25 protein-coding genes are annotated in these 26,240 nt (G+C 71.7%); 16 read left to right on the top strand and 9 right to left on the bottom strand.

Features of this window, described 5'->3' with window-relative positions:
* Positions 1-7 precede the first annotated feature (7 nt).
* From R9X44_RS13020 to R9X44_RS13040, 5 genes are read left to right on the top strand one after another with little or no spacing between them, the layout of a single operon-like run.
* Positions 8-1,024 carry a helix-turn-helix domain-containing protein gene (locus R9X44_RS13020; protein ID WP_319814360.1) on the top strand — a complete coding sequence of 339 codons (1,017 nt, stop codon included), beginning with the start codon at positions 8-10 and terminating at the stop codon, positions 1,022-1,024.
* The gene (locus tag R9X44_RS13025) at positions 1,021-1,458 is read left to right on the top strand and encodes a MerR family transcriptional regulator (protein WP_319814361.1); all 438 of its coding nucleotides are present in this window, start codon (positions 1,021-1,023) and stop codon (positions 1,456-1,458) included. The genes R9X44_RS13020 and R9X44_RS13025 overlap by 4 nt, the downstream gene beginning before the upstream one ends.
* Positions 1,455-1,706, top strand: a complete 252-nt coding sequence (locus tag R9X44_RS13030; protein ID WP_319814362.1) for a hypothetical protein — start codon at positions 1,455-1,457, stop codon at positions 1,704-1,706. The genes R9X44_RS13025 and R9X44_RS13030 overlap by 4 nt, the downstream gene beginning before the upstream one ends.
* Positions 1,707-1,740: 34 nt before the next feature.
* On the top strand, positions 1,741-2,418 hold the full coding sequence (locus R9X44_RS13035; protein ID WP_319814363.1) for a MerR family transcriptional regulator: 678 nt from the start codon (positions 1,741-1,743) through the stop codon (positions 2,416-2,418).
* Complete coding sequence (locus R9X44_RS13040; protein WP_319814364.1) at positions 2,415-2,747, top strand: YnfA family protein; 333 nt, start codon at positions 2,415-2,417, stop codon at positions 2,745-2,747. Before R9X44_RS13035 ends, R9X44_RS13040 begins: the two co-directional genes overlap by 4 nt.
* Positions 2,748-3,125: 378 nt before the next feature.
* Here the strand turns inward: R9X44_RS13040 and R9X44_RS13045 are convergent, their stop codons facing one another.
* Entirely contained in the window at positions 3,126-4,889 is a 1,764-nt protein-coding gene (locus tag R9X44_RS13045) for an N-acyl-D-amino-acid deacylase family protein (RefSeq protein WP_319814365.1), read from the bottom strand.
* A gap of 52 nt (positions 4,890-4,941) precedes the next feature.
* Positions 4,942-5,988 (bottom strand): hypothetical protein, encoded by a 1,047-nt coding sequence (locus R9X44_RS13050; RefSeq protein ID WP_319814366.1) that lies wholly within the window; start codon positions 5,986-5,988, stop codon positions 4,942-4,944.
* Positions 5,989-6,209: 221 nt separating this feature from the next.
* Here R9X44_RS13050 and R9X44_RS13055 point away from each other — a divergent pair, with 221 nt between their 5' ends.
* The gene (locus R9X44_RS13055) at positions 6,210-6,845 is read left to right on the top strand and encodes a helix-turn-helix domain-containing protein (RefSeq protein ID WP_319814367.1); all 636 of its coding nucleotides are present in this window, start codon (positions 6,210-6,212) and stop codon (positions 6,843-6,845) included.
* Here R9X44_RS13055 and R9X44_RS13060 read toward each other — a convergent pair whose 3' ends face one another.
* Both R9X44_RS13060 and R9X44_RS13065 read right to left on the bottom strand, forming a co-directional pair.
* Positions 6,846-7,853, bottom strand: coding sequence for a sugar phosphate isomerase/epimerase family protein (locus tag R9X44_RS13060; protein ID WP_319814368.1), 1,008 nt, complete (start codon positions 7,851-7,853; stop codon positions 6,846-6,848).
* A 112-nt stretch (positions 7,854-7,965) separates the two neighbouring features.
* Positions 7,966-9,168, bottom strand: a complete 1,203-nt coding sequence (locus tag R9X44_RS13065; RefSeq protein ID WP_319814369.1) for an ROK family transcriptional regulator — start codon at positions 9,166-9,168, stop codon at positions 7,966-7,968.
* A gap of 104 nt (positions 9,169-9,272) precedes the next feature.
* Here R9X44_RS13065 and R9X44_RS13070 point away from each other — a divergent pair, with 104 nt between their 5' ends.
* From R9X44_RS13070 to R9X44_RS13085, 4 genes are read left to right on the top strand one after another with little or no spacing between them, the layout of a single operon-like run.
* Complete coding sequence (locus tag R9X44_RS13070; RefSeq protein WP_319814370.1) at positions 9,273-10,754, top strand: sugar ABC transporter ATP-binding protein; 1,482 nt, start codon at positions 9,273-9,275, stop codon at positions 10,752-10,754.
* Complete coding sequence (locus R9X44_RS13075) at positions 10,751-11,746, top strand: ABC transporter permease (protein ID WP_319814371.1); 996 nt, start codon at positions 10,751-10,753, stop codon at positions 11,744-11,746. The genes R9X44_RS13070 and R9X44_RS13075 overlap by 4 nt, the downstream gene beginning before the upstream one ends.
* Positions 11,747-11,783: 37 nt before the next feature.
* Positions 11,784-12,836 (top strand): substrate-binding domain-containing protein, encoded by a 1,053-nt coding sequence (locus R9X44_RS13080; RefSeq protein WP_319814372.1) that lies wholly within the window; start codon positions 11,784-11,786, stop codon positions 12,834-12,836.
* 16 nt (positions 12,837-12,852) lie between these two features.
* Entirely contained in the window at positions 12,853-14,001 is a 1,149-nt protein-coding gene (locus tag R9X44_RS13085) for a Gfo/Idh/MocA family oxidoreductase (RefSeq protein WP_319814373.1), read from the top strand.
* Between the two features lie 166 nt (positions 14,002-14,167).
* Here R9X44_RS13085 and R9X44_RS13090 read toward each other — a convergent pair whose 3' ends face one another.
* Both R9X44_RS13090 and R9X44_RS13095 read right to left on the bottom strand, forming a co-directional pair.
* Complete coding sequence (locus tag R9X44_RS13090; protein ID WP_413774948.1) at positions 14,168-14,734, bottom strand: class I SAM-dependent methyltransferase; 567 nt, start codon at positions 14,732-14,734, stop codon at positions 14,168-14,170.
* A gap of 253 nt (positions 14,735-14,987) precedes the next feature.
* On the bottom strand, positions 14,988-16,535 hold the full coding sequence (locus R9X44_RS13095; protein ID WP_319814375.1) for a long-chain fatty acid--CoA ligase: 1,548 nt from the start codon (positions 16,533-16,535) through the stop codon (positions 14,988-14,990).
* Between the two features lie 135 nt (positions 16,536-16,670).
* Here R9X44_RS13095 and R9X44_RS13100 point away from each other — a divergent pair, with 135 nt between their 5' ends.
* The 5 genes from R9X44_RS13100 to R9X44_RS13120 all read left to right on the top strand — a co-directional run bounded on the left by R9X44_RS13100 (position 16,671) and on the right by R9X44_RS13120 (position 20,890).
* Positions 16,671-17,855: a lipid-transfer protein gene (locus R9X44_RS13100; protein WP_319814376.1), complete on the top strand. Its 1,185-nt coding sequence runs from the start codon at positions 16,671-16,673 to the stop codon at positions 17,853-17,855.
* A gap of 2 nt (positions 17,856-17,857) precedes the next feature.
* Entirely contained in the window at positions 17,858-18,316 is a 459-nt protein-coding gene (locus R9X44_RS13105) for a MaoC family dehydratase N-terminal domain-containing protein (protein ID WP_319814377.1), read from the top strand.
* Positions 18,313-18,705 (top strand): MaoC/PaaZ C-terminal domain-containing protein, encoded by a 393-nt coding sequence (locus R9X44_RS13110; protein WP_319814378.1) that lies wholly within the window; start codon positions 18,313-18,315, stop codon positions 18,703-18,705. Before R9X44_RS13105 ends, R9X44_RS13110 begins: the two co-directional genes overlap by 4 nt.
* A gap of 26 nt (positions 18,706-18,731) precedes the next feature.
* Positions 18,732-19,562, top strand: coding sequence for an SDR family NAD(P)-dependent oxidoreductase (locus R9X44_RS13115; protein ID WP_319814379.1), 831 nt, complete (start codon positions 18,732-18,734; stop codon positions 19,560-19,562).
* A 146-nt stretch (positions 19,563-19,708) separates the two neighbouring features.
* Complete coding sequence (locus R9X44_RS13120) at positions 19,709-20,890, top strand: TetR/AcrR family transcriptional regulator (protein WP_319814380.1); 1,182 nt, start codon at positions 19,709-19,711, stop codon at positions 20,888-20,890.
* Positions 20,891-21,332: 442 nt separating this feature from the next.
* On the opposite strand, the gene R9X44_RS13125 is transcribed toward R9X44_RS13120, so the two are convergent.
* Positions 21,333-21,911 carry a helix-turn-helix domain-containing protein gene (locus R9X44_RS13125; RefSeq protein WP_319814381.1) on the bottom strand — a complete coding sequence of 193 codons (579 nt, stop codon included), beginning with the start codon at positions 21,909-21,911 and terminating at the stop codon, positions 21,333-21,335.
* A gap of 237 nt (positions 21,912-22,148) precedes the next feature.
* Here R9X44_RS13125 and R9X44_RS13130 point away from each other — a divergent pair, with 237 nt between their 5' ends.
* On the top strand, positions 22,149-23,219 hold the full coding sequence (locus R9X44_RS13130; RefSeq protein WP_319814382.1) for a saccharopine dehydrogenase NADP-binding domain-containing protein: 1,071 nt from the start codon (positions 22,149-22,151) through the stop codon (positions 23,217-23,219).
* Positions 23,220-23,223: 4 nt separating this feature from the next.
* On the opposite strand, the gene R9X44_RS13135 is transcribed toward R9X44_RS13130, so the two are convergent.
* On the bottom strand, positions 23,224-24,426 hold the full coding sequence (locus tag R9X44_RS13135) for an acetyl-CoA C-acyltransferase (protein ID WP_319814383.1): 1,203 nt from the start codon (positions 24,424-24,426) through the stop codon (positions 23,224-23,226).
* The gene (gene asnB, locus R9X44_RS13140; protein WP_319814384.1) at positions 24,423-26,192 is read right to left on the bottom strand and encodes an asparagine synthase (glutamine-hydrolyzing); all 1,770 of its coding nucleotides are present in this window, start codon (positions 26,190-26,192) and stop codon (positions 24,423-24,425) included. The genes R9X44_RS13135 and asnB overlap by 4 nt, the downstream gene beginning before the upstream one ends.
* Positions 26,193-26,240 lie beyond the last annotated feature (48 nt).

The following is a 26,240-nucleotide window of genomic DNA, read 5'->3' on the forward strand; positions in this document are numbered from 1 at the left end:
TGACGCCGTGGCCCAGCGCGCGGACGCCCGACGCAACTACGCGCGCATCCTCGCCGTCGCCGAGGAGGAGGTCGCCGCCCACGGCTACGGCGCCTCCCTCGAGCAGATCGCCCGCACCGCCGGAGTCGGCTCGGCGACCGTGCGCCGCCACTTCCCCACCCGGCGCGCCCTGCTCGAAGCCGTCTCCCAGAAGCGCATCGAGGCCCTGCGCGCCCGCGCGGTCGAGCTGACCGGCGCGGACGACAGCCGCGCCGCGCTCCTCGAGTGGCTGGGCGACCTCGTCGCCTACTGCGTCTCCGCCCGTGGCCTCGCGGCCGCGCTCTCCTACGACGGCGTCGAAGCCGACAAGGAGCAGGAGAACGGCTGCGCGGCGGCCCTCGGGGAGGCGGCTGGCCCGCTCGTGGACCGCGCGGCGCGGGACGGCGCAATCACCCCCGGCACCGCAGTCGCCGACCTCATCACCCTCGCCGTCGGCATCTCCCTGGCCACCGAGCACCACCCCGACGCCGCCGCCCAGGCCGACCGGCTCTTCCGCCTTGCCGTCGCCGGGGTCAGCCCTCGGCCGACCGCGTTACCGAGGTTCGGGTTGCAGGCTGTACCCGGGTACAGGCTTACCTTCGCTGGTGTGGGCGGCCGTCAGGGCGGCCCGGAGAGGGAGCCCGAGATGTGCGGAGCTGGATGCGGGTGCGGGCCGGTGGTCGCGTGCACGCTGTCGGGGGAGGCGATGACGGCGCGGCTCGGCGAGTTCGCCGAACTGTTCGCCGCGTCCCTGACGGGCTGGGAACGCGAGCCGCTGACCCTACGGCTGAAGTTGAGGGCGTCGGCCGAGGAGCGGGTGCGCGCGCTGTTCGCGGCGGAGGCCGAGTGCTGTGCGTTCCTGACCTTCCGGGTCGAAAGCGGCGCGGAGCTGGTGACGGCGTCGGTGACCGCCCCGTCGGAGGCCGGGGCGGCGCTGGACGGCCTGCAGGAGCTCGCCGAGCGCCGGGCGTCGGCCAGGGAGGTCGCGGAGAGGTGGCCTCGGTGAGCGGATACGAGGGGCTGCGGTCCGGTGAGCTGGCCGCGGCCGCGGGCGTCAACGCGCAGACGCTGCGGTACTACGAGCGGCGCGGCCTCCTCGCCGAACCGGAGCGCACGCTCGGCGGGCACCGGCTGTATCCGGCGGAGGCGGTCACCGTGCTCCGGGTGATCAAGGCGGCCCAGCGCCTCGGCTTCACCCTTGACGAGGTCGCCGACCTCCTCAGCACCGCCGGGCACCGGCACCGGGGCGGCGACCTGGGCGAGCGGGCAAGGCTGAAGCTCGTTGAGGTCGAGGAGCGCATCGCCGACCTGTCCGTCATCAGGCAGGCGCTGCGGGAGACGATCGAGGCGGGCTGCGCCGACCTCGTCGAGTGCGCCGAGGCCGGGTGCTGCCCGATCCCGTTCACCCCGCTGGCCAAGCTCTCGGAGGGCCGCCCATGAGGAGGACAAAAGCGGCGGGGACCGGGCTTGGCGTGCTCGCCGGGCTTGCGTGCGCGGCGTGCTGCGCGCTGCCCGTCCTGATCGGCGCGGGAGTCCTCACGGGGGCCGGGGCCGCGGTGCTGGCCGAGCGGATGCCGTTGATCGCCGTCGTGTTGGCGGTGACCGCAGTCGTCGCGTTCTCCGTCGCGGCGCGGCGGCGCAAGGCCGGGTGCGGGTGCGGGAAGCGCGCGGCCTGCTCGTGCGCTTGACCTTCGAGTCGACTCGAAGGTTTACCCTGTGCGCATGGCCACCATGCGGATCTCCCAGCTCGCCGAGCGCAGCGGGGTCCCGGCGACCACGCTGCGCTACTACGAGACCGAGGGACTGCTCCCCGCCGCCCGAACCCCCGCCGGGTACCGCACGTACGGGCCCGAGGCGCTTGACCAACTCGCGTTCATCAGCGCGGCGAAACAGCTGGGCCTCGCGCTCGAGGAGATCCGCGACCTGCTGACGGTCTGGCGTGACGGCCCCTGCGTCCAGGTCCGCGCGAACCTGCGCCCGATGATCGCGGCGCGCCTCGCCGAGGCCGAACAGCGCACCGCCCACCTTGCGGCGTTCACCACATCCCTGCGCGACGCCCTTGACCGCCTTGACGCGCTCCCGGACCGGCACACGTCCTGCGACCCCACGTGCCCTTTCCTCACCGGCCGGCCCGTCCCGGTTTCCGCGTATTCGCCCTGGACCCGGATCCTTGCCGAAGCCACCCGCACCCCCATCCCCGGCGGCTGGCGTCTCACCCTGCCCTCGGCCCACGCCCCGGCCGTCGCCGAACTCGCCCTCGCCGAACAACGCGGCAACCCCCACCTGACCGTCCGCCTTGACCTGCGCACCCCCACCCTGCACCTCGAACTCACCACCGACCCGGCCCACGCCCACACCATCGACGCCCTGGTAGCCCCCGCCCAAAGGACCCACCCATGACCATCGCCCGCTCCATAGCCCTCTTCCTCGCCGCTGCCCTCTTCGAAATCGGCGGCGCATGGCTGGTCTGGCAGGGCGTCCGCGAACACCGCGGCTGGCTCTGGGCAGGCGCGGGCGTCATAGCCCTAGGCGTCTACGGCTTCGTCGCCACCCTCCAACCCGACCCCAACTTCGGCCGCATCCTCGCCGCCTACGGCGGCGTCTTCGTCGCCGGCTCCCTGGCCTGGGCCATGGCCGTCGACAACTTCAAACCCGACCGCTACGACCTCACCGGCGCCCTGATCTGCCTAATCGGCATCACCATCATCATGTACACCCCCCGCCCCTAACCCCACCCCCTCCCCTCCCTCCTCCAGACGCACAATAAAGAAGCACCCCACCCCACCCCACCGAACCCACCCAAAATATCGAATCCCCTCCAACCTAAAATGACCACAACCACACAAATAATGAAAAACACCCCCCCTCCCCACCTAAAGCCGCTGGTCAGCCCCTCTACTCCCCGCACACGCGGGGGTGTCCCTAGTCAGAGAAAGTTTTCACCCAAGAAACGGCTCTACTCCCCGCACACGCGGGGGTGTCCCCGAATCCGCCCTCGGGCACAGGCCGGGCACGATCCTCTCCCCGCACGCGCGGGGGTGTCCCCGGTCGCGACCTGCTGGGGGGCCGCGCTCTTGTCAACTCCCCGCGCGCGCGGGGTGGGTGGGTTAGGGGGTGGGGAGGGTTTGGGGGTCGACGGTGCCTGGGGGGTCGGTGGGGCGGAGGAAGCGGCCGGTGCGGTGGGTGCCGAAGGCGGGGGTGAAGGTGCCGTTTGCGAAGAGGGGGGTGCCGGCTACTAGGACTGCGGTGACCGTGGCGTCGTTGCGGTTGACCATGCGGATCAGGCCGTTGTAGGCGTCGGCGGGGGCTTCGTGGGGCTCGTCGAGGGTGGCGTCCAGGGCGGTGGGGTTGACGATGACGAGGTCGGCTCGGTCGCCTTGGCGGAGGAAGCCTGCGTCGAGGTTGTACCAGGCGGCCAGTTCGCCGGTTAGGCGGTGGACGGCGCGTTCCACGCTCATGAAGCCTTCGGTATGGGCGCGGCGGAGGAGGCGGAGGGGGAAGTTGTAGAAGGCCATGTTGCGGAGGTGGGCGCCTGCGTCGGAGAAGCCCATTTGGACTTCTGGGAGGCTGCTCAGTTTGTTCAACGCGGCGGGGCGGTGGTTGGAGATCGTGGTGTGCCAGCGGACCTTGGGGCCGTGTTCCACGACGAGGTCGAGGAAGGCGTCGACGGGGTGGATGCTGCGTTCGTCGCCGACCTGGCCGAAGGTCCTGCCGACGACCGAGTCGTCAGGGCAGGCGACGATGTGGGCGTCATAGAGGTCGCGGTGCCAGACGCGCGGGGTCCACTTGTTCTCGTAGTCGCGGCGGAACCTGCGGCGGTAGGACTCGTCCTGGAGGAGGGCGTTGCGTTCGACCTGGTCCTTGAGGTGCAGGGCCGCCGCGCCCGAGCCGAACTCCTCGAAGACGACGAGGTCGATCCCGTCGGCGTACACCTGGAACGGGACGGGCAGGTGCTGCCACCGGAAGTCCGCGCCGAGCCGGTTCACCGCCTTGGCGAGCGGCCCCATGATGTGCATGACCAGCGGGTTCGCCTTGACGTCGGCGGCCGTCAGGAAGCTGGTCTTGAGCGGTTTGCGCTTCCCCCGCCCGATCGACTCCACGAGCGCGGGCAGCAGCTGGACCGGGTACACGAGGTTCGGAATCGACTGCAGCACCCGCCCCGCACTCCGGACAATCCTGTGCAATCTACGACGTTCCGCCCGCGTCGCGAACGTCGACGGAAGCGTGCGCGAGCGGTACCGGTCACCGTCCAGCTTGTCCCAGGGGTTCCGCATCTCCGAAAGGCCGAGCATGCCCGCTTTGAGCGCGTCCACCAGGAGAAGTTCCATCCTGCGCAGCTCTGCGGCGGACGGCTTCACCGACTTGTCCGTCGCACGCCCGAGGCCCATGACTGCCGCGCGCAGATCCGAGTGCCCGAGGAACGCCGTCACGTTCGGCCCGAGAGGCAACTCCTCAAGGGCCGCGATGTATCCGGCCGCGTCCTTCCACCCGCCGCGCTCCTCAAGCGACCGTATGACGTGTTCGCGCGGCACCGCCTCGACCCGGCTGAACAGGTCGGCGGCGTCAAGCGGATCGACGTGGACCGTCGACAGGGAGCACGAGCCGAACACGACCGTCGTCACCCCGTGCCGCAGCGACTCCCCGAGGCCGGGCGCGGCGAGCACCTCGGCATCGTAATGGGTGTGGATGTCGATGAAGCCCGGCATCACCCATTTGCCCTCGGCGTCGATGACCCGCGCGCCCGAGGCGTCGAGCGGCTCGGCCGAGACGGCGACGACCCGCCCGTCCTTGATGCCGAGATCGCGGACGGCCGAGGGCCCGCCCGTCCCGTCGAACCAGAGCCCGCCGCGGATGACGGTGTCGTAAGCCATGCCCACGAGGGAAACCGACGGGCGGTCCCGTGTCAATGGGCCGCCGGACGCCTTACCTGGCTCCGCCCCGCGTGAAGATGCCCTCAGTGCGCGGCAGGAGCGTGCCGATCGCCCACAGCGACCTGGTACCGGGCACCCGGGCGATGCCGCGCGCGAGGACCTTGGTCGACGTCTTGCCCCATTTTCCCGACGGAAGGCGGTGCAGCAGCAGCGTCTTCTTCCCGACGCCGCTGACGGACCGCCCGGCCGGGTCGACCGTCACCCACAGCCCGCCGCTCCCGTCGGCGGCGATGTCCAGGACAGCGCCCTTGGCGGGCACCGGCACCTTCGCGCGCGTCCACCGCTTGCCGTCCCAGCGCAGGACGTGCGTGGTACCCGACCCATCGGCCTTGAGGGTCTCGGCGGTCAGCCAGATCTCCTTGGCGGACCTGACCTCGAGCCGGTCGAGCACCGAGAAGCCGCCGGGGCGCGCGCCGACCTTGACGCGCTTCCACGCCTTGCCCGTCCAGCGCGCGAGGTCCTGCCCGTTGTCGAAGCTGCCGAGGGCGTAGTTCCCGGAGAAGCCGGTGAGCCAGGTCCCGGTCTCGACCTCAGTCCACGCCCTGCCGTCGAACCGCCACTCGAGGAGCGTCTCCTCGCCGCGCGTGATCCCGGTGACGACGACGGCCCCGCCGCCGAGGATCTTGACCTGCGGGAACAGCGCCTCGGTGGCCGCCTCCCTGACGATCCGCCACGCCTTGCCGTTCCAGCGCAGCACGCTCACCTTCGTCGCGCCGGACTGGGTGATGTTGTACCCGACGGCCCAGCCGTTGGTCCGCGACGAGAAGTCGACGTCGGCGACCCCGCCCTTGAACGCGCCGGGGACCTTCGTTTTGACGAGCTTCTTCCCGTTCCACTGCCACAGCACCGGCGAGGCCCCGGCGTTGACGGCGTAGCCGTAGAACCAGGTGTTCCCCTTGCCGAAGGACTCGACCCGCTCCAGCAGGGCGCGGTCGGTCTTGCGGAACGTCTTCCAGAACTCCGGAGCGGCCTCGGCGGGAGCCGCGACGAGGGGGGCCGCGACGGCAGCGGGCAGCAGCAGGCACAGGGCGCGCTTCAAGGTGGACTCCAGCGATCGACGGACGTTCAGGGAGCGATCGCGATCTTAGAGGCGAACAGGACGCACCGGCTGGAAAACCACGGGACCCCACCCCGACCCACGACGCTAAGCAGGCGCTTAGCACGAGATGATCGGGTGGTCAGAACAGCGGGTGAAGTGCCATTACGATGTTCGCGCAGCGCCCGGAGATCATCCGCGGCGGACGTTATGGGAGGTCACGCATGGCATCGCCGCGCCGGATCGGTGCGCCCGAGGCGAAGAACCGGACTGTCCTCATCGACGCCGCCGAACGGCTGCTGCTCGAGGAGGGCCACACCGCGGTCAGCTCGCGGCGGGTCGCGGCGAAGGCGGGCCTGAAGCCCCAGCTCGTCCACTACTACTTCCGCACGATGGACGACCTCATCCTCGCCGTCTTCCGCCGCCGCGCCGAGGACGGCCTCGCCGCCCAGGCCGCCGCCCTCGCCTCCCCGCAGCCGCTGTGGGCCCTGTGGCGGTTCAGCACCGACCCGCACGCCGTCGCCATCACCATGGCCTTCGTCGGCCTGGCCGGCCAGCGCGAGGCCGTCCGCGCCGAGATCGCCGCCTACTCCGAACGCTTCCGCGCCGCCCAGGTCACCGCCCTCACCGACATCCTCAACCGCTACGACCTCCCCGCCGACCGCTACCCCCCGACCGTCCTCGTCCTCCTCCTCACCGCCATCTCCCGCGTCCTCCTCATGGAAGAAGCCCTCGGCTTCACCACCGGCCACCCCGAAACCACCACCCTCATCGAATCCCTAATCCAAGACCTAGAAGGCACCCCCCTCCCCGCCCACCCCGCCGGGCCCGGCCCAGGTCCGAGCCCGGTCGAGGGCTGATCAGTTCTGGTTGAAGGCGGAGTCGAAGGAGGAGGTGGGGGGTTCGATCTGGGTGAGGGAGCGGATGAAGGCGAGGGCGTCGGGGGCGCCTTGGAGGCGGTCCATGCCGGCGTCTTCCCATTCGATGGAGATGGGGCCGGAGTAGGCGATGTGGTTGAGGGCGCGGAAGGAGTCCTCCCAGGGGACGTCGCCGTGGCCGGTGGAGACGAAGTCCCAGCCGCGGCGGGGGTCGCCCCACGGGAGGTGGGAGCCGAGACGGCCGTTGCGGCCGTTGCCGGTGCGGCGGCGGGTGTCCTTGCAGTCGACGTGGTAGATCCGGTCGGCGAAGTCCAGGAGGAAGCCGACGGGGTCGAGGTCCTGCCAGACGAAGTGGCTCGGGTCCCAGTTCAGGCCGAACGCCGGACGGCGGTCGACGGCCTCGAGGGTCTTGACCGTGGTCCAGTAGTCGTAGGCGATCTCGCTCGGGTGGACCTCGTGGGCGAAGCGGACGCCCTCGGCGTCGAACACGTCGAGGATCGGGTTGAACCGCTCGGCGAAGTCGGCGTAACCCCGCTCGATGACGGAGTCGGGAACCGGCGGGAACATCGCCACGGTGTGCCAGATCGAGGACCCGGTGAACCCGACGACGGTGTCGACCCCGAGCAGCGCGGCGGCCCGCGCGGTGTCGGCGATCTCCTTGGCGGCCCGCTGACGCACCCCCTCGGCCTCCCCGTCGCCCCAGATGCGGTCGGGCACGATCGCCTTGTGCCGCTCGTCGATCGGGTGGTCGCAGACGGCCTGGCCGACGAGGTGGTTGGAGATCGTCCAGACGTTCAGGCCGTGCCGCTCGAGGATCGCGCGGCGGCCCTTGACGTAGTCGGGGTCGGCGAGGGCGCGGTCCACCTCGAAGTGGTCTCCCCAGCAGGCGATCTCCAGGCCGTCGTAGCCCCACTGGGAGGCGAGGCGGCAGACCTCCTCGAACGGCAGGTCGGCCCACTGGCCGGTGAAGAGCGTGACGGGACGCGGCATGGAACATCTCCTCGGTGAGGTGAAATGAGGGGACGTGCGCGTCGATCACGTCACGGTGGAAGGGCCCGGGCCCGTTGGCGTGCCACCGCCCGAGTCCGGAACGCGAGCATTGTCACCCGCCGAGCGCCGCCGGGTCAACGGGGGGCGTCTGGACGGACTGGTCGATCGTGTCGGGCGCGAGAACGTGTTCCACGACCATCGCCGCGGCCCCGATGACGCCCGCGCGGTCGCCGAGACGGCTCGCCCGGATCGTCAGGTGCTGGGTGGCCAGCGGAAGCGAGCGGCTGTAGATCGCCTCGCGCACCCCGGCGAGAACATGTTCACCGGCTTCGGCGATGTCCCCGCCGATGACGATGGTCGACGGGTTGAAGAAGTTGACGATCGCCGCCATCACCCCGCCGACCTCGCGTCCGGCCTGCCGGATGAGCCGTGCCGCGCGGGTGTCCCCGGCGCGCAGGAGCGTGACGACGTCGCGGCTGCCCTCGGCCTCGACGCCCTCGGCGCGCAGCGCGGCGGCCATCGACGCGCCGCTCGCGACGGCCTCGAGGCAGCCGACGTTGCCGCACCGGCACACCTCCTCGCTCGCGGAGACGACCTGGATGTGGCCGACGTCGCCCGCCGCGCCCTGCGCCCCCCGGTGCAGCCGCCGCCCGGAGATGATGCCGCAGCCGATGCCCGTGCCGATCTTGATGAAGATCAGGTGGTCGGTGTTCCCCCCGACGGTCCAGTGCTCGCCGAGCGCCATGATGTTGACGTCGTTGTCGACGAGGACCGGCGCGCCGAGCCGTTCACCCAGCCATTCGGGGACGGGGAACGCGTCCCAACCCGGCATGATCGGCGGGTTGGCGGGCCGTCCGGTGGAGTGGTCGACGGGTCCCGGCAGCCCGACGCCGACGCCGCACACCTGCGCGAGGTCGCGGCCGAGCCCGCCCAGCAACTCCTCGAACTCCACGACGACCCTGTCGAGGGTCTCGCGCGGCCCCTTGTCCACGTGCAGCTCGACGGCCTTCTCCGCGAGGACCGACATCCCCAGGTCGAGCACGGCGAGCCTGGCGTGGGTCGCGCCGAGGTCGGCGGCCAGGACCACCCGGACCGACTCGTTGAAGACGAACGCCACGGCGGGCCGTCCGCCCGAGGCGATGGCGTCCTCGGTCGGCACCACCCAGCCGTCCTGCATCAGCGCGTCGAGCCGCTGCGACACCGTCGAGCGGGCTAGCCCGGTGAGCTGGACGAGTTCGGCGCGGGTGCGGGCCCTGCCGTCCCGGAGGATCGCGAGCAGCGCCCCCGCTCCGGCCGTCTGGGGTTCCTGTGGCATGGCCGCCATGTTATCGCGAACGGGCCTTTGCTTTCGTTGACAAAAATCATAAGCTCTCTCTATTGTCCGGAAACATGGAGGACATACGCAGTCCGATCCTCGTAATGACGGGCATCGTCAAGCAGTTTCCCGGCGTCCGTGCACTTGACGGGGTCGATCTCGAGGTGCTGCCGGGCGAAGTGCACTGCCTGCTCGGGCAGAACGGAGCGGGCAAGTCGACGCTCATCAAAACCCTGGCCGGCGCGCACCAGCCCGACGAGGGCACGATCCGGCTCGGCGACGAGGAAGTGCGGCTGACGACCCCCGTCGCCGCGCTCCGGCGCGGCATCGCCACCCTCTACCAGGAACTCGACCTGGTCGACGGACTGAGCGTCGCCGACAACGTCTTCCTCGGCCACGAGAAGGCCCACCTCGGCTTCGTCCGCTCCGGCGACGCGCGCCGCGCGGCCTCCGCCCTGCTCGAGCGGCTCGGCCACGGCGAGGTCTCCCCCGCCGCCGAGGTCGGCACCCTGTCCCCGGCGGGCAAGCAGGTCGTCTCGATGGCCCGCGCGCTCTCCCACGACGCCCGTGTCATCGTGATGGACGAGCCGTCGGCGGCCCTCGCGCACGACGAGGTCACCAACCTCTTCCGGATCATCGGGGAGCTGACCGCGCAGGGCGTCGCCGTCGTCTACATCTCGCACAGGCTCGAGGAGATCCGCGAGATCGGCGACCGCGTCACCGTGCTCAAGGACGGGCGAACTGTCGCGTCCGGGCTGCCCGCGCGCACCACCCCGACCCGCGAGATCGTCGCGCTGATGACCGGCCGCGACATGGCCGACGTCTTCCCCGACCGGCCAGGACCCGGCGCGCACGACGACAAGCCCGAGGTCCTGCGCGTCGCGGGGCTGACCGTCCCCGGCGTCGTGTCCGACGTGTCCTTCACCGTGCGGGCCGGGGAGATCGTCGGCCTCGCCGGGCTCGTTGGCTCGGGCAGGTCGGAGATCCTGGAGGCCGTCTACGGCGCGCGTCCCTTCACCGGGGAGGTGTTGCTCGAAGGCAAGCCGGTGCGCGGCATCGGCGAGGCGGTCGCGCGCGGGATCGGGCTCGCCCCCGAGGAACGCAAGGCACAGGCCCTGCTCCTTGACGAGAGCGTCACCCGCAACATCACCCTGGGCGGCCTCGGCAGGTACTCCCGGTTCGGCTGGCTCGACCGCAGGCGCGAGCGCGCCGACGCCGTCGCCCAGATCGACGGGCTCGGCCTGCGCCCCGCCGACCCCGACCGCCCGATCCGGACGCTTTCCGGCGGAAACCAGCAGAAGGCCGTCCTCGCCCGCTGGCTCCTGGAACGCCGCCGCCTGCTCCTGCTGGACGAGCCCACCCGGGGCGTCGACGTCGGGGCGCGCGCCGACCTCTACTCCGTCGTCCGACGGCTCGCCGACGACGGCATCGGCGTCCTGCTCGTCTCCAGCGAACTGCCCGAGGTCCTCGGGCTCGCCGACCGCGTCGTGGTCCTCAGGGAGGGCAGGGCGGTGCACACCGCCCCGGCCGCCGACCTCGACGAACACCGAGTGCTCGACATGATCATGGAAGGAAGCGCGCTGTGAAGGGCTCCCCCACCCTCGCGGGCCCGAAGGCGCTCGCCGCCCCCGTGGCCGGCCTGCTCGCCGGACGCCGCCACCTCGGCCTGCTCGCGGCGCTCGCGCTGCTCGCCATCGTCGGGCTGCTGACCGCGCCCGACTCGTTCGCCACGTCCTCGAACTTCGTGAGCATCCTCGCGCTCGCCGCGACGATCGGCGTCATCACCGTCGGGATGACGTTCGTCATCATCGGCGGCGGCATCGACCTGTCGGTCGGCGCGGTGATGGCGCTCGCGTCGGTGTGGGCGACGACCCTGGCGACCCAGTCGTACGGGCCGGTCGTCATGGCGGTCTGCGCGATCCTCGTGGGGACCGGGGCGGGGGCCGTCAGCGGGCTGCTCGTCGCCTATGGGCGGATGGTCCCGTTCATCGCGACGCTCGCCATGATGGTCGCCGCGAGCGGGCTCGCGCAGCGCCTGTCGGACCGCAAGACCCAGCTGGTCAAGCCGGAGAACGACGCGATCGTCGCGCTGTCCACCGAACGCGTGCTCGGCCTGCCGATCCTCGTCTACGTCTTCGCCGCGGTCGTCGTCGCCGGGTGGGTCCTGCTCAACCGCACGACGTTCGGCCGCCGCACGTTCGCGGTCGGCGGCAACCCCGAGGCAGCGCGTCTCGCCGGAATCGACGTCCGCAAGCACACCGTCCTGCTGTACGCGTTGTCGGGGTTCTGCTGCGGCGTCGCGGCGCTGCTCATCATGGCCCGCACCACCACGGGCTCCTCCACCCACGGCAACCTCTACGAGCTCGACGCGATCGCCGCCGTCATCATCGGCGGCACCCTCCTCACCGGCGGGCGCGGCACCATCATCGGCTCGATCCTCGGCCTGCTGATCTTCACGGTCATCACCAACCTCTTCATCCTCAACGGGCTCAACACCAGCGACCAGCTCATCGCCAAGGGCCTGATCATCGTGGTCGCGGTGCTGCTCCAGCGCCGCAGCCTCCCCGGCACCTCCTAGCTCGACCCATCCACCCCCATCCCCCTTTAGGAGAACCATGTCCTCCAACCTCGGACGCCGCGGCTTCCTGCTCGGCGGCGCGGTCGTCGGCACCGCGGCCCTCGCCACCGCGTGCACCGGCAACGACCCCGAGCCCACCGGCTCGGCCGCCGCCGTCCCGGCCGCGACGGGCGCGAACGACGAGCCCGGCCAGAAGGTCGTCATCGGCTTCTCCGCGCCCGCCGCCGACCACGGCTGGATCGCCGCCATCGCCAAGAACGCCGAGGCCGCCGCCGGCCAGTACTCCGACGTGGAGTTCAAGCCGGTCGAGCCGACCAACGACATCAACCAGCAGATCGCCGCGGTCGAGTCGCTTATCGCGGCGAAGGTCAACGCGCTCGTGCTGCTGCCGAACGACGGCGGTCAGCTCAACCAGATCGCGCGCAAGGCGAGCGACGCGGGCATCCCCGTGGTCAACCTCGACCGGATCTTCCCCGACAAGCTCTCCTACCGGACCTGGATCGGCGGCGACAATTACGGCATGGGCGTCGCCGCCGGGCACTACATCGGCGCGAAGCTCAAGGACAAGGGCGTCTCGAACCCCGTCATCCTGGAGATCCAGGGCATCGCGACGCTCCCGCTCACCCAGGACCGCAGCAAGGGCTTCGCCGACGCGCTCAAGACCTATGGCTTCTCGGTGACGGCCAAGCAGGACGCCGCCTTCACCGTCGAGTCCGGCAACGAGGTGACCGGCAACCTGCTCCAGGCGCACAAGAAGATCGACGCGATCTGGAACCACGACGACGACCAGGGCATCGGTGTCCTGGCCGCCATCAAGGAGGCGAGCCGCAACGAGTTCTTCCTCGTCGGCGGCGCGGGGTCGGCCAACGCGATGCGGGAGATCCAGTCGGGCTCCAGCGTCCTTGAGGCGACCGTCACCTACAGCCCCACGATGGCGTCGTCGGCCGTGAAGCTCGCCCGCCTCATCGCGCAGGGCAAGGGCATGAGCGACCTCGTCGAGCACCAGGTGCCGCAGTCGATCACGTTGGCCTCGGAGACCATCACCAAGGACAACGTCGACGAGTACCTGCCGCTCGGCTTCGAATCCTGAGAACGGAGAACCACTCGTGACTGACGTCAGGCCCACGCTCGGGGTGGGCATGGTCGGATACGCCTTCATGGGCCGCGTGCACTCGCAGGCGTGGCGCAGCGTCGGGGCGTTCTTCGACCTGCCTGTGCGGGCTTCGATGGCGGTCCTCGCCGGTCGGTCGCAGCGCGTTGAGCGCGCCGCGGCCGACCTCGGCTGGGCGCACGCCGTCACCGACTGGCGTGACCTCGTCGCGCGCGACGACGTGCAGATAGTCGACATCTGCGCGCCCGGCGACGCGCACCGCGAGATCGCGCTCGCGGCGCTGGCGGCGGGCAAGCACGTGCTGTGCGAGAAGCCGCTCGCCAACTCGGTCGCCGAGGCCGAGGAGATGACGGCCGCCGCCGAGGAGGCGGCGGGGCGCGGCGTGCTGAGCATGGTCGCGTTCAACTACCGGCGTGTCCCTGCCGTCTCGTACGCGCGTGAACTCGTCGCGTCGGGGCGGCTCGGGGAGATCCGGCACGTGCGCGCCACCTACCTTCAGGACTGGATCGTCGATCCGGAACACCCGCTGGTGTGGCGGCTCGACCGGGACCGGGCCGGGTCCGGCGCGCTCGGCGACATCGGCGCGCACATCATCGACATGGCCCAGTTCGTCACGGGGGAGGCGATCACGGGGGTCTCGGCGCTGACCGAGACCTTTGTCAGGGAACGTCCGCTACCTGACGGGGGCGGCAGCGGACCCGTCACCGTGGACGACGCCGCGGTCTTCCTCGCCAGGATGTCCGGCGGGGCGCTCGCGACGTTCGAGGCAACCCGGTTCGCGGCGGGCCGCAAGAACGCGCTCCGCCTCGAGGTGAACGGCTCGCTCGGCAGCATCGCGTTCGACTTCGAACGGCTCAACGAACTGCTCTTCCACGACCACACCCTCCCCGCCGAAGAATCGGGCTTCCGCCGCATCCTCGCCACCGAACCCGGCCACCCTTACGCCGCCGCGTGGTGGCCGCCAGGGCACGGACTCGGCTACGAGCACACCTTCACCCACGAGATCCGCGACTTCCTCGACGCCGTCGCCACCGGGAAGCCCCCCACGCCGTCCTTCGCCGACGGCCTCCAGGTCCAACGCGTCCTAGCGGCCGTAGAGACCAGCGCCGCCTCCTCCAGCATCTGGACCCCGATCCCCTCCTGACCCGCCGTCCGGGCCCTGCTTATAGGGCCCGGAACACGGGCCGACAAAGGCCAGGCTCCGCCTGACCGCCCGCACTCCGGGCCGGGCCCGGGTCCCCAGGCGACCGTCGCGTCGAGACGCCGCCCGGGGAGTGCCACCCCGAACCCCGGCCCGGACGACCGGAACCTCAGGAGAGGCGAGCCATCAGGTGCGCATCAAGAAAGCCACGCTCGGACGCCGGATCATGGACTAGACGCGCGAAGGGGATAAGTCCGGCGTCCGACACAAGCTCGGCGAACGCGTCAACGGGCCAGCTGTAGGCGGGCGTGACCTTGTGGTCGAAACGGATCGGGTCAGCCGCGTCGGTCGCAAAGAACGAGGCGAGCAGCAGCCCACCCGGCGCGAGAACCCTGACCTGCTCCGCCAGCACGGCAGGCAGTTCGGCGGGCGGCGTGTGGATCATCGAGTAGTGCGCAAGCACTCCCCCGAACACCCCGTCCTCAACCGGCAGCGCCTCCATCGACGCCTCAACGAACCCCAGCGACGGATTCGCGCGACGCGCGTGCCCGACCATCGCCGCAGACAGATCAAACCCGACCGCGTCAAGCCCAAGATCACCCAACATCGCCGTCAAATGCCCCGGCCCACACCCGACATCACCGACCCGCACATTCCCCGCCCCCCGCACCAACTCCGCGAAACTCCCCAGCATCGCCCGCGCGAACGGCCTCGTCTCAAGCCGATCAGCGAACATCGACGCATACAGCTCCGCGACCCCGTCATACGCCACCCGCGTCTCATCCCTATGCCCCACAACCACCAAACCTAACACCAGCCGCCCGGCGTCTTCCCGGCCTCCGCGAGGACGCCTGCATCCTGCCCGCCCCACCGCACGCCGCCCGCTCCGCCGCGCACACGCGCGGCGCAGCGGGCGGCAAGGGGGACTGGTCAGGGCTTGAGGTACTCGGTGAACCAGTCGACCGCGGGGGTGGGGCTCCGTAGGCCGGTCAGTTGACTGATCTGTCGCGGTTGGTCCAGTGGGGTGAGCGGAGGTCGCGTTTGAGGACCTTGCCTGCGCCGGAGATGGGGAGGGCGTCGACGATGTCGAGGCCGCGCGGGGCCTTGTAGCCGGCGATGAGGGTTTTGGTGTGCGTGCGCAGTTCGTCAAGGGTGAGGGTCGTGCCCGGGTGCAGGACGACGACGGCGTGGACCGCCTCGCCCCACGTGGCGTCCGGCACGCCGATGACCGCGCACTGCGCGACTGACGGGTGGCCCGCGACGGCGTTCTCGACCTCGACCGAGTACACGTTCTCGCCGCCCGTGACGATCATGTCCTTCACCCGGTCCACGACGAACAGGTAGCCCCGGTCGTCGAGGTATCCGGCGTCGCCCGTGCGCATCCACCCGTCGCGCAGCGCCGCGGCGGTCTCGTCCGGCTTGTTCCAGTACCCGAGCATGACGTGCCCGCCCCGGACGACGACCTCGCCGACAGTCCCGTTCGGGACCTCGACGCCGTCGGCGTCGGTCACCCTGACCTCGGCGTGCGGCGCGGCGCGGCCCGCGGACCGCATCAGCGCCGGGTCGGTGTGGTCGGCGGGGCTGAGGAAGGTCGCGACGGGCGACAGTTCCGTCATCCCGTACCCCTGCGCGAAGGACGCCCTGGGCAGCGCCTTCATCGCCCGCTCCAGGACCGGCTTGGTGATCGGCGACGCGCCATAGAACACCCCGCGCAAGCTGCTCAGATCGTGCTCGACCACGGCCGGGTGGTCGGCGAGAACCTGGATCATCGTCGGAACGAGCAGGACGTCGGTGGCCTTGTGCGTCGCGATCGCGCCGAAGACCGCGACGGGCTCGAACGCGGGGACGATCACATGCGAAGCGCCGACCATCAGGGCCACGCCCCACGCCGCCAAGGCGGCGAGGTGGAAGAGCGGCGCGACGTGCAGGCTGCGCGAGTCCGCCCCGGCGAGGTACCCGGAGGCCGCAGAACCCGCCCACGACACGTAGAGGTTGGCGTGCGAGAGCATGACGCCCTTGGGAAAACCCGTGGTCCCGCCGGTGTAGAAGATCCCGGCGAGCGCGTCGCCGCCGCGCCTGACGTCCTCGGCCGGCTCCGCCGCCGCGATCAGCCCCTCGTACGCCAGCGCCCCCTCGGGCAGCGGGCCGTCGCCGATGTGCACGACGGACGCCAGGTCGGGGACCTCGGCGCGCAGGGTGGGCAGGACGGGCGCGAAGGCGTCGTCCACCAGGAGGACGCGCGCGCCTGAGTCGCGCAGCGCGTAGGCGACCTCGGCGGGGCTCCAGCGGATGTTCAGCGGCACGAGGACGGCGTCCGCCCACGGAACGGCGAGCAGGTACTCGTGGTAGCGGTCGGAGTTGAGCGCGAGGATCGCCACCCGGTCTCCGCGCCCGACGCCGAGGTCGCGCAGCGCCCCGGCGAGGCGGGCCACCCGGTCGGCGGTCTCGCGGAAGGTGCGGGTGCGGTCGGCGTAGGTCGTCATCACCGCGTCCGGCTGCTGCTGGACGGCGCGGTGCAGGCTCTGGGTCAGATACATCAGGGCACTCCGTAGGTCAAGCGGTCTTATGTGAACCGCCGATAGTGCGATGGCTCACAGTGTTATTGCTCTTAGCTTAAGCGTCAAGCGCGTGGTAGGTATTAAGTGAACTTCCACTAGCACCGAGGAGGAGCTATGACGGAGAGAGTCACGGTCGCCGGAGTGGGCATGGCGCCGTTCGTGACGCCGAGCCGCGGCGAGGGCTACGAGGCGCAGGCCGGGGCGGCGATCGGCGCCGCGCTGCGCGACGCGGGCGTCGACCTGCGGCAGGTCCAGCAGGTGTACGCGGGCTATGTGTACGGCGACTCGACCAGCGGCCAGAACGCGCTCTACAACGTCGGCATGACCGGCGTCCCGGTCGTCAACGTGAACAACAACTGCTCGACTGGCTCGTCGGCGCTGTTCCTCGCCAGGCAGGCCGTCGCGTCCGGCGCGGCCGACTGCGTGCTCGCGTTCGGGTTCGAGCAGATGCGGCGCGGCGCGCTCACCTCGCACTGGGACGACAGGACGAGCCCGTTCGCCCGCTTTGACGAGGTCGTCCTACGCGAGCAGGGCGACGTCGGCGACATCCCGCTCGCGCCCCGCTACTTCGGCGGAGCGGGCCAGGCATACTGCGACAAGTACGGCATGGACCCGTCGGTGTTCGCGCACATCACCGTCAAGGCGCGCAGGCACGCCGCGCACAACCCGTACGCGGTGTTCACCGACCCGCTGACCGTTGACGAGGTGCTGAACTCGCCGCGCGTCTTCGGGCCGCTCACCCGGCTCCAGTGCTGCCCGCCCACCTGCGGCGCTGCGGCCGCCGTGCTGGTCAGCGCCGACTTCGCCAGGACGCACGGAATCCGCGCCGACGTCGCGATCGCCGCCCAGGCGATGACGACCGACACCCCCGCCTCCTTCGACGGCGACCTCATGCGGCTCGTCGGCTACGACATGTCGGCTTCGGCGGCGCGCCAGGTCTACGAGAAGGCCAGCGTCGACCCCCGCGACATCCCCGTGGTCGAGCTGCATGACTGCTTCACCACGAACGAACTCATCACCTACGAGGCGCTGGGGCTCACCGAGGAGGGCACCGCGGAGAAGTTCGTCCTCGACGGCGACAACACCTACGGCGGACGCGTCGTGACGAACCCGTCGGGCGGGCTGCTGGCCAAGGGCCACCCGCTCGGCGCGACCGGGCTCGCCCAGTGCGCGGAGCTGACCTGGCAGCTGCGCGGCGAGGCGGGCGGACGCCAGGTCGAGAACGCCTCGCTGGCGCTCCAGCACAACATCGGCCTCGGCGGCGCGGCAGTGGTCACCCTGTACGAGAAGGTGGGCTGAGCATGGCCGTCGATCGGGCCAGGGCGCTGGCGCTCGACTTCCCGCCCCTCACGGTGACCGCCGAGCGCGGCAGGCTCGTGTTCTTCGCGCGAGCCACCGGGCAGACCGACCCGGTCTACACCGACGTCAGCGCCGCGCGCGCCGCCGGACACCCCGACCTGCCCGTCCCGCCGACGTTCCTGTTCGGGCTCGAGATGGAGCGGCCCGAGCCGTTCGGCTGGCTCGCGGGCCTCGGCGTCGACCTGCGGCACGTGCTGCACGGCGAGCAGGCGTTCACGTACCACGCGCTCGCCTACGCCGGGGACGAACTCACCCTGACCACCAGGATCACTGACGTAGCCGTCAAGAAGGGCGGCGCGCTCGAACTGCTCACGAAGGAGACGACGGTGACCCGAGACGGGGAGCCCGTCGCGGAGTCCGTCGGCGTGCTCGTCGTGCGGCGTCCGGAGGCGGCCCGATGACCTCGACGCCCGCCCTCACCTGGCCGCAGCCGCTGACCGTCGAGCCCATCTCGCGGACCACGCTCGCGCTGTTCGCTGGCGCGTCGGGCGACCACAACCCCATCCACATCGACCTCGACGACGCCCGAGCGGCCGGGCTCGACGACGTGTTCGCGCACGGCATGCTCTCGATGGCCTACCTCGGGCGGCTGCTCACCGACTGGGTCCCGCAGGAGCGGCTGCGCTCCTTCCGCGTCCGGTTCGCCGCGATCACCCCGATCCATGCCAGGCCCACCTGCACCGCCGAGGTCGTCTCGGTCGCCGACGGCCTCGCCGTCCTCGAACTGCGCGTCACGCTCGAAGACGGCACTGTCACGCTGCTCGGCGAGGCGATCGCCGAGACCGCGTGACCCCCTCCCCCGCGAAAGGAACACCCATGGGAAAGCTCAACGGCAAGGTCGCCCTGGTCACCGGCTCGGGCCGGGGCATCGGCGCGGAGATCGCACGCAAGCTCGCCTCCGACGGCGCGTCGGTCGTCATCAACGACCTCGATGAGGGACCGGCCAAGGAGACCGTCGCCGCGATCGAGAGCCGGGGCGGGCGTGCCGTCGCGTGCACGGGCAGCGTCACCGACGACGGGTTCGCCGAGCGGTTCACCCAGACGGCCCTCGAGGCGTTCGGCGGTCTCGACATCATCGTCAACAACGCCGGATACACCTGGGACACGGTCATCCAGAAGATGACGGACGAGCAGTGGGACGCCATCCTCGACGTCCATCTGAAGGCCCCGTTCCGCATCCTGCGCGCGGCCCAGCCGATCATCTCCGGCCTGGTCAAGGCGGCGGCGGCCGAGGGCGCGGCGGTGCCGTGCCGCAAGGTCGTCAACATCTCCTCGATCGCCGGGCTCGGCGGGAACCCGGGGCAGGCCAACTACGCGGCGGCCAAGGCGGGCGTCACCGGACTCACCAAGACGCTCGCCAAGGAGTGGGGGCGCTACAACGTCACGGTGAACACCGTCGCGTTCGGGCTGATCAACACACGGCTCACCCAGGCCCCCGCCGACTCGGGATCGAGCATCGACGTGCAGGGCAGGGAGATCAAGGTGGGTGTCAGCCCCGCGCTGCTCACCGCGATGGAGCAGTCGATCCCGCTCGGCCGCGCGGGCACCCCGGCCGAGGCGGCGGGCGCGGTGTACCTGCTGTGCCTTCCCGAATCCGACTACGTCAGCGGGCAGACCCTGGTCTGCGGCGGCGGCTTCCAGATCTAGCGGACGGTACGGTTACATGCTCGAACACCCGATCGCCCGAGCCAGGGCCGACACCGGGATCTTCCGGATCTGCGGAGGCACCACGTTGATCATGAAGGAGATCGTCGGCGGCCCCCCGATGCCCGGCTGACCCCAGGGAGGGGCCCATGGCCGACCCGTCGCCCGCACCGCGCGGCACCCGCCCGCGCGACAGGCGCGCGCAGATCCTCGCGGCGGCGACGCGCCTGTTCGCCGAGCGCGGCTACGCGAGGGTCGGCATGGGCGACATCGCCGAGGCGGTCGGCGTGGGCCCCTCCGCCCTTTATCGCCACTTCTCCGGCAAACCGGATGTGCTGTCGGAGGTGGTGGGGGCGGGGCTGAGCCCCGTCCTCGAAGGCGTCCGCGCGCTGCCGGGCAAGGCCCCCGCCGACGCCGCCGCCGCGATGGCGTCCTTCGCCCTCGACCAGCGGCACGTGGGCCTGATGTGGCAGCGCGAAAGCCGCAACCTCCCACCCGAGGAACGCCGCAGGCACCGCGACGTCATCCGAGCGATCGGCGCGGGTCTCGCCGCCTACATCCGCGCGGTGCGGCCCGGGGAGACGGCGATCAGCGCCGACGTGCGCGCGTGGGCGCTGCTGTCGGTGCTGACGAGCCCGGCCTTCCACCGGCTCGACCCGCCCAGGCACGTGTTCGAGAAGGTGCTCGCCAGACTCGCCGACACCGTGCTCACCGCGGAACTCCCCCCGATCGACCCGGACGCGAGGACGCCGCCGCGCGCGGGCCTCCGGCCCGTCACACGCCGGGAGGAACTGCTGAACCAGGCGGTCAGGATGTTCGCCGCGCACGGCTACAGCGGCGTCAGCATCGAGGACGTCGGCAGGGCGGTCGGGATCGCCGGGCCGAGCGTCTACAACCACTGGGCGAGCAAGCTCGACCTGCTGATCGCCACCATGTGGCGCGGCGTCGCGGCGCTGGCCACCGACGCCGCGACGGCCTACCGGCTCGCCGTCTCCCCCGCCGACGGACTCGACCGGCTGCTGTGCTCCTACGTCGCGCTCAGCCAGGCCCAACCGGAGATCTTCGGCCTGGTCATCACCGACATCGACCACCTGCCCGACGACCACCGCCACAAGGTCCGCCGCTCCCAACACGAATACGTCACCGAGTGGACCCACCTGCTGCGCCTCCACCGCCCCGACCTCGACGACACCCCCGCCCGCATCACGGTCCACGCCACCCTCTCCCTCGCCCACGACCTCGCCCGCACCCCCCACCTCCGCGCCAACCCCACAATCCCCCCCGCCATCACCACCCTCTCCCGCCACCTCCTAACCCTCCCCCCCACCTAACCCCCTTTTTTTTTCGTGCACTCCCTTCGGGACCGCACGAAAAAAACCGCCACCACACCCCCACAGCACACGCGCGCGCATCGCAGGGCCACGCGCTACCCACCTGCCAGACCGCGCAGCACAGGCGCGCACATCGCAGGGCCGCGCGGTGCAGGCGCGCGCAGCGCAGGACCGCACAGCGCAGGGCCGCGCGGTCAGGGCCGCACAAGCAGGCCCCCGCGACGCCGGGCCACGCAGCGCCAGCGCGCGTAGCGCAGGGCCACGCGCTACCCACCTCGTAGAGCCAGGCCGCGCAGCGCAGGGGCGCGCAGCGCAGGGGCGCGCAGCGCAGGACCGCACAGCGCAGGACCGCACAGCGCAGGACCGCACAGCGCAGGACCGCACAGCGCAGGACCGCACAGCGCAGGACCGCACAGTCCCGAAGGGACTGCGCGGTAAGGGGTTAGGGGGTGGGGTGGGGTTGGGTTATGCAGGATTGGAGGGTGGTGACTGTGGCGGCGAGGCAGGTGGGGAAGGGTTCTTTGCCGTTGGCGTCGATCCAGTGGTCGAAGGCTTCGCGGAAGGCGAGGGTGGCGAGGTGGGCGGTGAGGCGGGCCGCGGTGGGTTCGGTGCCGCGGGCTTCGAGTGCCTGTTGGATCGCCTCGGCCACTGAGGCGAGTTTGGTGCGTTCGCGTTCGCGCAGTTCGGCGCTCGCCGCGATCACCGCCCTGCGCGGCGCGGCGTCGCTGACCAGGTCGACGAGCCGCTCGCCCACCGAGGAGACCGCGGTGAGGGCGGCGGCCAGGGGCGGTTCGGCCGCGTCAACTGCCGCGACGGCCTCGGCGAAGGCCGGGGGCAGGCGGTCGGAGTGCGCGAAGAGGACCTCGCGCTTGTCGGGGAAGTAGCGGAAGAACGAACGCCGGGTCAGCCCGGCGCGCTCAGCGATCTGGGTCACGGTGACCGCCTCGTACCCGTGCTCGCCGAAGAGCTCGAGCGCCGCGCCGCGCAGGCGCTGCTCCGCACCGGGATCCCACCGAGCCATGCCCCGACGCTACCACCCGACGTCCCACAGTGTCATCACTCCTCCCCCGCCCCGCGCGCAGCGACGGCCCGGTGCGCGATCGCGTGTTCCCCGCCCGGGACCCAACGCCGGCCCGGCGTGCGATCACCCGCTCCCCGCCAGGGACTCAGTGACGTCTCAGGGTGTCATCGCCTGCTAGCCTCGGTGATGACACTGTGAGACATCAGGCGGGCCAGGCCCGTGGGACGGAGGTCCTCTATGGACGAGCGGAGCGGGGAGATCTGGGTTCTCGGGGCGGCGGGGCGCATTGGGCGTGCCGTCGTTGAGCGGCTGGCCGGGCGGGGCTGCCCGCTTGTGCTCGTTGGGCGTGACGCCGACCGGCTTGGCGCGGTCGTGCCGTCGGGGAGCGGCGCGAAGATCCTCGTCACCGACTCCGTCGACCGGATGGTCGCGGAGATCCGGCGACGCCGTCCGGCCGTCGTGGTGAACACGCTCGGCGGGTACGCGCGGACGGCTGAGCCGATCGCCAGGGCCTGTCTGCCCGGCGGCCACTACCTCGACCAGGGGGCCGATCTCGACTGGACGGCCCGGCTCTTCGGCCTCCACCGCGAGGCGGTCGAGGGCGGCAGCACCCTGGTCACCGGAGCGGGCTTCGGCGTCCTTGCCACCGAGGCCGTGGTCGCGGAGCTGTGCGACGGACGGCCCACGCCGCGCGCGGTGCGGGTCGACGCGCTGTCCTCGGTCGCTTCCGAGGCCGGGCTGACGGGCGAAGCCTTCGCCGCGACCATCGTCGACGTGCTCACCACGGGCGGCCGCGCGTACGCGGGCGGACGGCTCGTGCGGACCCGGCTCGGCGCGCACGCGTCGACCCTCGTCCTGCCCGACGGCGAAACCGTGCGCTCCGCGTCCGCCCCCTCCGCCGAACTCGTCGCGGCCCAGCGCGCGAGCGGCGCGCCCGACGTCATCGCGACCTCGGGACTCGCCCCGACGGGCGCCGTCATCCGCGCGGCCCTCCCGCTCGCCGGAGCGCTGCTGAAGGTGCCCGCGCTGCGCCGCGCCGCCCTCAGCCAGCTGGCCAAGGCCCCGATCAAGGCCGCGCCGATGCCCCGCGCGCACTCGTGGGGCCGCGCCGTCGTCACCTGGCCCGACGGGACGGTCCGCGAAGGCTGGCTCCGCACCGGCGACGGCATGGACTTCACCGCCGACGTCACCACCGCCGCCGCGCTCCGCCTCCTACGCGGCGATGCCGAGCCCGGGGCGCACACCCCCACCCCCGCGTTCGGCCCCGGCCTCGCCGCCGAGGCGGGCGCGGCCTTCTTCCTCCCCTGACGCCTCAGATCCGCTCGAGGACGAGGGCCATCCCCTGCCCTCCGGCCGCGACGATCGAGACGAGGGCCGTCGCCGCGCCGGTGTGGTGCAGGGCGTCAAGGGCGGTGCTGACGTTGCGGACCCCGGCGGCCCCGTAGGGTTCGCCGAGCGCGATCGAGCCGCCGAGCGGGTTCATCCGGGCCGGGTCGATGCCGAGTTCCGCGCAGTAGGCGAGGACCTGGGCGGCGAACGGCTCGTTCCCGGTGAGCACGTCGACGTCGTCAAGGGCCATGCCCGCTTTCGCCAGCGCCTCCCGGGTCGCGGCGACGGGCGCGGGCCCTTCGATCTCGGGGGACATCGCCGACACGCCCGTCGCCAGAATCCGGGCCAGCGGCCTGATCCCCCGGGCGCGTGCCGCGTCCCCGGCCATGACGACGGCGGCGGCCGCGCCGTCCGAGAGCGGCGCGCTGTTCCCCGCCGTCACCCGTCCCCCATCCCGGAACCTGGGCACGAGCCCGGACAACGTCGCCGGAGTGACGCCCGCACGCGGACAGTCGTCGCCCGTGACGCGGACACCGTCCGGAGTCTTCAACGCGATCATCCGGTGCGCCCGCGCGTGCCGCTGAGCGCGCTGGTGCGACCGTGCCGCATACGCGTCCATCTCCTCCCGACTGATCCCGTAATGATCGGCGACGTTCTCGGCGGCAAGGCCGACCGCGATATACGGATCGGGCGCGTCCCCCGTCAGACGCGGGTCCCTCCACGCCAGCTCCCCGCGTGCGGAACGCCCAGTGCGCGCCTTGGCCTCGGCGAACGCGGGGTTCTCGGTGTCCGGCCACGCGTCACTGCTGCCGCGCGCGAGCCGCGACTGGGATTCGACGCCGCACGCCACGACGGCCTCGGCGTCACCGCACCGGATCGTCTGGGCGGCCTGCCGCAGCGCCTGGAGCGACGAGGTGCAGAACCGGTTGACGGTCACCCCCGGCAGATGGTCGAGGCCGAGCAGCAGCGCGGTGATCCGCGCGATGTTGAACCCCTGCTCGCCGCCCGGCAGCGCACACCCCGCGATCAGATCGTCGAGATCGCGCGGATCGAGCTCCGGCACCCGGGCGAGCGCCGCCTCGACGGTGGCCGCGAGCAGATCGTCGGGCCGGAAGGCCGCGAGCGAGCCCTTGTGGGCCCTGCCGATCGGCGTACGGACCACCGAGACGATCACGGGATCGGTCATCGCAGCTCCAAGGTCGGACGGTACAGGCGAAGGAACACGTCGAGGTCGAGGACGAACTCAAGGCCCTCGCGCGGGAACCTGTCCGCGCGTCCCGCGTCGAGCAGCAGCCCCCGGACGGCGACGGCGTCGAGCAGCTCGAGCGCGGGCCCGTCCCCGCCCAGCAGGTCCTCGACCTGGACGGCGAGCGCGGCACGGTAGGCGGCGTCGCGGACCATCGGATACGGGCTCTTGCGCCGCCGAAGGATCTCCCCCGGCACAAGGCCCCTTGCGGCCGCGCGCAGGAGGCTCTTCTCGCGCCCGTCGAACGACTTCATCGCCCAGGGGACATTGAAGACATACTCCACAAGCCGGTGGTCGCAGAACGGGACGCGCACCTCAAGCCCGCAGCTCATCGACAGCCGGTCGGTCCGCGACAGCAGCCCCGGCAGGAACCGTGACAGGTTGAGATGGCTGTTGATCCGCAGCCGCCGTTCCGCGCGCCCGGCCGACGCGGGGTGGTCGATCTCGGCGGCGGCCGACTCATACAGGGCGCGGCGGTACCCGTCGAGGTCGAGCAGCCGGGCGAGGCCCGGATCGAGCAGCCGCGCGAGGTCGCCCCGGTCGAGCACGCCCGACCACGGGAACCCGACGGCCTCCTCCTGGAACCAGCGGTACCCGCCGAAGATCTCGTCGGCCGCCTCGCCCGACAGCGCCACCTTGTGCCGCTCGGCTACCGCGCGGAACAGCAGCAGCGCGGAGAAGTCGAAGTCGCCGAGGCTCAGCCCGTCCTTGGCCGCCACGACCTGCTCGCGCAGCGCGGGATCGGCGAGTTCCGCGGCCGCGAGCGCCACCTGGCGGTGCGACGACTCCAGCCGTTCCGCCATCAAAGCCACATACGGCGCGTCCCACCCGCGTCGCATCGGGTCGGTGCCGTGCGCCGCGCCGACCTCGACCGACACCGTGTCCTGGCCCGCGCCGACCAGCGCGGCGATGACGCTCGAGTCGAGCCCGCCCGACAGCAGCGTGCACCTCGGCACGTCGGCCTGGAGCTCGCCGCGCACCGCCCGGTCCAGCAGGCCCCGGACCGTGTCGATCGTGGTCGGGAGGTCGTCGGTGTGCTCGCGCGGCTCGAGCCGCCAGTAGCGGCGCAGCTCGGTCCGCTCCGGCGTGGCGACCAGCACGCAGCCGGGCGGCAGCTGCGCGATCCCACAGAACGGGGAGCGGCCCGGCGTGCTCGTCATCGGATGCGACGACAGCAGCAGCTCGCGCAGGCCGTCAAGGTCGACGCACGCGCCGGCCTCCGGGTGGGCGAGCAGCGCCTTCGGCTCCGACGCGAACCGGACCCCGCCGTCGACGCGCTGGTAGTACAGCGGCTTGACGCCGAGCCTGTCGCGGGCGAGCAGCAGCCTGCGCCGCGCCGGCTCCCACACCGCGAACGCGAACATCCCCTCGAGCCGCGCGACGACCCCGTCGCCCCACGCCAGGTATCCGGCGAGGACGACCTCGGTGTCCGAGACCGTCGCGAACCTGTGCCCGCCGCGCCCAAGCTCGGCGCGCAGCTCGCGGTGGTTGTAGACCTCACCCGTGAACGCGAGGACCGCGCGGCCCGCCTGCATCGGCTGCCGTCCGCCGACGAGGTCGACGATCGCCAGCCTGGTGTGGCCGAGCGTCGCGCCGTCGCCGACCCACAGCGCCTGCGCGTCGGGCCCCCGACACGCCAGCGCCTCGACCATCGGCTTCACCACCCGCTCCGAGGCTTCCCCGGTGAATCCCGCCAACCCGCACATTCCCCGGATACTCCCAGGATGGGACTTCCAATCCGAGAAGACGCGGCC

Source organism: Actinocorallia sp. A-T 12471 (assembly GCF_033875155.1).
Taxonomy (GTDB): Bacteria; Actinomycetota; Actinomycetes; order Streptosporangiales; family Streptosporangiaceae; genus Actinocorallia.

Excerpts from the sequence above, each read along its gene's own strand:
- R9X44_RS13105 (WP_319814377.1), top strand. The coding sequence starts at position 17,858 with ATGGCCGTCGATCGGGCCAGGGCGCTGGCGCTCGACTTCCCGCCCCTC.
- asnB (WP_319814384.1), bottom strand. The coding sequence starts at position 26,192 with ATGTGCGGGTTGGCGGGATTCACCGGGGAAGCCTCGGAGCGGGTGGTG.
- R9X44_RS13055 (WP_319814367.1), top strand. The coding sequence starts at position 6,210 with ATGGCATCGCCGCGCCGGATCGGTGCGCCCGAGGCGAAGAACCGGACT.
- R9X44_RS13135 (WP_319814383.1), bottom strand. The coding sequence starts at position 24,426 with ATGACCGATCCCGTGATCGTCTCGGTGGTCCGTACGCCGATCGGCAGG.
- R9X44_RS13090 (WP_413774948.1), bottom strand. The coding sequence starts at position 14,734 with ATGTTCGCTGATCGGCTTGAGACGAGGCCGTTCGCGCGGGCGATGCTG.
- R9X44_RS13115 (WP_319814379.1), top strand. The coding sequence starts at position 18,732 with ATGGGAAAGCTCAACGGCAAGGTCGCCCTGGTCACCGGCTCGGGCCGG.
- R9X44_RS13080 (WP_319814372.1), top strand. The coding sequence starts at position 11,784 with ATGTCCTCCAACCTCGGACGCCGCGGCTTCCTGCTCGGCGGCGCGGTC.
- R9X44_RS13120 (WP_319814380.1), top strand. The coding sequence starts at position 19,709 with ATGGCCGACCCGTCGCCCGCACCGCGCGGCACCCGCCCGCGCGACAGG.
- R9X44_RS13040 (WP_319814364.1), top strand. The coding sequence starts at position 2,415 with ATGACCATCGCCCGCTCCATAGCCCTCTTCCTCGCCGCTGCCCTCTTC.
- R9X44_RS13065 (WP_319814369.1), bottom strand. The coding sequence starts at position 9,168 with ATGCCACAGGAACCCCAGACGGCCGGAGCGGGGGCGCTGCTCGCGATC.
- R9X44_RS13070 (WP_319814370.1), top strand. The coding sequence starts at position 9,273 with ATGACGGGCATCGTCAAGCAGTTTCCCGGCGTCCGTGCACTTGACGGG.
- R9X44_RS13130 (WP_319814382.1), top strand. The coding sequence starts at position 22,149 with ATGGACGAGCGGAGCGGGGAGATCTGGGTTCTCGGGGCGGCGGGGCGC.
- R9X44_RS13125 (WP_319814381.1), bottom strand. The coding sequence starts at position 21,911 with ATGGCTCGGTGGGATCCCGGTGCGGAGCAGCGCCTGCGCGGCGCGGCG.
- R9X44_RS13035 (WP_319814363.1), top strand. The coding sequence starts at position 1,741 with ATGGCCACCATGCGGATCTCCCAGCTCGCCGAGCGCAGCGGGGTCCCG.
- R9X44_RS13045 (WP_319814365.1), bottom strand. The coding sequence starts at position 4,889 with ATGGCTTACGACACCGTCATCCGCGGCGGGCTCTGGTTCGACGGGACG.
- R9X44_RS13095 (WP_319814375.1), bottom strand. The coding sequence starts at position 16,535 with ATGTATCTGACCCAGAGCCTGCACCGCGCCGTCCAGCAGCAGCCGGAC.
- R9X44_RS13110 (WP_319814378.1), top strand. The coding sequence starts at position 18,313 with ATGACCTCGACGCCCGCCCTCACCTGGCCGCAGCCGCTGACCGTCGAG.
- R9X44_RS13100 (WP_319814376.1), top strand. The coding sequence starts at position 16,671 with ATGACGGAGAGAGTCACGGTCGCCGGAGTGGGCATGGCGCCGTTCGTG.
- R9X44_RS13060 (WP_319814368.1), bottom strand. The coding sequence starts at position 7,853 with ATGCCGCGTCCCGTCACGCTCTTCACCGGCCAGTGGGCCGACCTGCCG.
- R9X44_RS13030 (WP_319814362.1), top strand. The coding sequence starts at position 1,455 with ATGAGGAGGACAAAAGCGGCGGGGACCGGGCTTGGCGTGCTCGCCGGG.